Raw genomic sequence first — 3,428 nt, forward strand, 5'->3', positions numbered from 1 at the left:
ATCGCCGTTATCCGGCAGTACATCGAACAGCAGCAGACGCCGCACTAGACGCACCAAACCGGACGGCTGCGCCGTTCGCGCTCTTGACCCCGCCCTGAAGGGCGAGGTTTGCCGCGCAACCGATCAAGCCGCACCTTAGCACTCGGCAATTGAAAGGTGCAAGCATGATTGAACCGCTCCCCCCCTCGAATTTCAAGCTGACTGATACGACACACCAACCCTGGGCTGCCGAATGCGGATGGCAATCAGCATGGGCGGCGTTCAAGGCGGCCAGCCGGGCTTGGCTACAGCTCTCTTCTGCCGGCGATGCAGGGCTTGTTATTGGCCTTCCGGTGCCTGCCATAATTCGAGTTTGTTGCCGTCCGGGTCGATGACCCATGCGAACTTGCCATGCTCGGATTCGTCGACCTGGTCGCTGACCTGACATCCTTCGTCACGCAGTGCGGCCATGAGCGCGTGCAGGTCATGCACCCGGTAGTTGATCATGAACGCGGCCGGACTCGGTGCGAAGTGCTGAGTGTCTTCCTTGAAGGCACTCCACATGGTGCTGCCGGTGCCGGCCGGATTGTCCGGTCCGGCCCAGCGGAAAGCGACGCCGCCCCATTGCTCGATATTGAAACCAAGATGCACGCGGTACCACTCGGCCAGCCGGGGCGGGTCCGGCGACTTGAAGAAGACGCCGCCAATGCCGGTGACACGTTTCATGGCAATTCCTTGATTATCGTAGCTTGAACCAGAAGGGCATCGGTGCGTACCGACACCTGGGGACCTCGAAAAACCTACTGCGCGGCGTAATTTTCGTCCTGCGATGCTCACCGTACCTTCGTACGGCTGCGCTTCTCCGACGAAACTTGCACCGCTCGCTACGGTTTTTCGAGGTCCCCACCTGTTCTGGAGGGCGATCGGCGCGCCTTACGGCCTGTCGGCAATGATGCCCTATTTCGGCGCCAGATTGGCGGTCCAGATGCGCAAGTCAATTCCCTCGGGGAAGCCGCGGCACATCGTGGCACGCGTCGCCTCGAGCAGCTTGAAGCCCTGCGCGGTCCACAGCCATTTGGTCGACGTCGCGCATTCCATGGTGGCCCGCCACTTATCGTACGAGCTCAATACGCCATCGTCGAATCCGCCGTTGCTAACGCTGTTCCCATGATTGTCCTCAAGGGGCGGCAAGACTGCGGGCACTGGCGCATAGGGCGGTTTGCCGTTGGCGATCCAGACGTCGGACCCGGACTGATAAGCGCCCTGTCCGCACTGGATCATGACCAGCACCTTGCCGCCGGACAGGCGCTGCAGGCTACGTTCCATTCGGCCGGGATCGTCCTCGTCGCGACTGCAATCGCGCTTGCCGATGGCCTTGAGGATGGCCCCGAGCAGGCGCTCGTCACCCGGACGCGCCCGGTCCAGCCGTGCGGCGCGCAGCACGGGCACGGGCAACGCACGCAGCACCGACGATTCGCTTTTCGTGCCTTTGCGCACCAGGGCGCCCGGCGTGCCCACCCTTCCCTGCAAGTCATCCATTTTGAGCAAGGCGGCGCTGGCGCCGTCGAGCGACACGGCCCAGTGGCGTGTGCCGGCCCGGACCTCGGCACGCTCGCCCTTGAGCAAGGCGGGGATCAGTTTGGCGGCGTCGTCGGTGTTGATGACTTGCTCGGGAATCAGGTCGTGCAGGATCACCTGGCCGACCGTGATGCTGACTTTGTCCGGCACCTTGCCCCGGCCGGTATCGAGCATCAACCTGAGGAATACGGGCTCGTCTGGGCCGGCCTCGCGCAGCAGATACAGGGCGACCGGCTCTTCGCCTTTGTTTTCTCGCTGGAAGCCGACGGCTTCGCAACGCCGCGTGTTATCGCAGGCGACGGCCCAGTCGCCATACTCGAAGTCGACGGCGCTTGCGGCACAGCTGACGAGACCAAGCAGGATGCCGATCCAGTGACTTGCTTTCATGCGCGCTCCCTTGTCGAGGTTGAACCGGCCTGGCAGATCACCTCTACCAGGTTGGAAATATGTTTAAAGTGTCAATGAAAGCCGGGGAAGCGTCAAGGCGGACGTCGCTGCCCCATCAGATGTAAGCGTTGTTGATAGCTGCCATGGGTTTGCTGTACACGTGCTTGACAGGCATGCCGCCGAGGCAGCGACCAATCCTTTATAAATCAGTCACTTGGACCAGGTGCGGTCGTGGCACGGCGCTTGCGTATAGATGAGTACGAAAAACTTATCAGCAGGCGAGGACAGGATGACAGCAGCAGCATACGAGATGTTGAGGAGCGAGGGCTATGCGCTGGCGGGCGAACTGCACGATGTGCAGCGGCGCGTCAGGCTGTATCACCGCATTTACCTCGAATCCGGCAAACGCCATGTATTCGCCTTGATCGCGGCGCACGGCTCCTTGTGGGCGACCGGCTATTTCAAATTGGGAAAGCTCGGTGCCCGCATCGCTTCCTTGCCGTCTCTGTGCATTCCTGGGAGGCGCAAGCAGAAGCTCGATGCCGTTGCCGCGTTTGCGGACCGTTTCCGCAGCATTCACCGCCAGGTGTGCGCCGAGTCGTACGCCATCTTCCAGTACACGCGGCAATACGGCGGCAACGAGGTCATCCGCGCTGTGGTCGGCACGCGCTTTGCGGCCTTGCTGGTGGAATGCCATGCGTCTTGCCGCGCCGGCACCGCTTATCCGCGCTACAAACGCCAGCAACTGTTCCACGCCTTTTTGGCGTGGGAGCAGGAGCATGTCGTGACGCCGCAGGTGGATGAGGCGTTCGCCAGTTTAGACTGGCCGCTGATCGCCTGGCTGGCACGGCGCCCGCTGATCCGGTTTCCGTATTTCGGCAAGCGCGAGCGCCTGCGCTTCCATGATTTTGCCAGTCAGGACGACCGTGTCTGTGCGGGCATGCAAGCCTTCCGGATCGCGGAAGACGTGGGCTTGCAGGGGGTTGAAGATACGCTGGGGACGACGGTGCGGCGGTCCGCCACGGTGGTTCCTGCCGGCCTGGAGCGGGTGCATGGAACACCACTGCGAGCGCTGCGTCCGGCTATTCCGGCACGCCTTACAGCTCAGCATCGGGCAGGTGCCGCCTGGCGCAGGATCGACCACGCGGGTGCCCGCGACTACATCGCCCAGGCCGCGCTGGTCGGCATGTCACAGAACGACGTCGATCATGATGCCGAATACAGGGCAACAACTGGACGCACAAGAATTTTAGATTGTATGATATACAAGTCTGAAAATTTGATATGATAACCGGAGTTTATCTACAAATGGTCGAATTCAGGCGAGCAGATGGTCAGGAAAAACCTGTTAACTATATGGTGATTAGCGCTGATCTTCAGCTAACCGACACCACGCTTCGGTTCGGTTGCCCGTGGCGACAGCAGCGTACAAGAGGCGCGTCAAAATGGTCGACAAATCGAAGCGCCGGTTAAATCGATACTGA

The 3,428-nt window shown here is 61.2% G+C and carries 3 protein-coding genes and 1 pseudogene; 1 reads left to right on the plus strand and 3 read right to left on the minus strand.

Annotated features, from left to right (window positions below):
- Positions 1-318: 318 nt before the first annotated feature.
- Both F1735_RS32775 and F1735_RS32780 read right to left on the minus strand, forming a co-directional pair.
- Entirely contained in the window at positions 319-705 is a 387-nt protein-coding gene (locus F1735_RS32775; RefSeq protein ID WP_167241090.1) for a VOC family protein, read from the minus strand.
- Between the two features lie 231 nt (positions 706-936).
- Positions 937-1,944: a DUF1176 domain-containing protein gene (locus F1735_RS32780; RefSeq protein ID WP_167241092.1), complete on the minus strand. Its 1,008-nt coding sequence runs from the start codon at positions 1,942-1,944 to the stop codon at positions 937-939.
- A gap of 289 nt (positions 1,945-2,233) precedes the next feature.
- Here F1735_RS32780 and F1735_RS32785 point away from each other — a divergent pair, with 289 nt between their 5' ends.
- Positions 2,234-3,232, plus strand: a complete 999-nt coding sequence (locus F1735_RS32785) for a hypothetical protein (RefSeq protein ID WP_167241094.1) — start codon at positions 2,234-2,236, stop codon at positions 3,230-3,232.
- Positions 3,233-3,307: 75 nt separating this feature from the next.
- Here F1735_RS32785 and F1735_RS32790 read toward each other — a convergent pair.
- A pseudogene (locus tag F1735_RS32790) lies at positions 3,308-3,428 on the minus strand (IS1595 family transposase); the annotation flags it as partial.

It is taken from the genome of Massilia genomosp. 1 (genome assembly GCF_011682185.1).
Classification (GTDB): Bacteria; Pseudomonadota; Gammaproteobacteria; order Burkholderiales; family Burkholderiaceae_D; genus Telluria_A; species Telluria_A rubra.

Coding starts and splice junctions, on each gene's coding strand:
- F1735_RS32785 (WP_167241094.1), top strand. CDS start 2,234: ATGACAGCAGCAGCATACGAGATGTTGAGGAGCGAGGGCTATGCGCTG.
- F1735_RS32780 (WP_167241092.1), bottom strand. CDS start 1,944: ATGAAAGCAAGTCACTGGATCGGCATCCTGCTTGGTCTCGTCAGCTGT.
- F1735_RS32775 (WP_167241090.1), bottom strand. CDS start 705: ATGAAACGTGTCACCGGCATTGGCGGCGTCTTCTTCAAGTCGCCGGAC.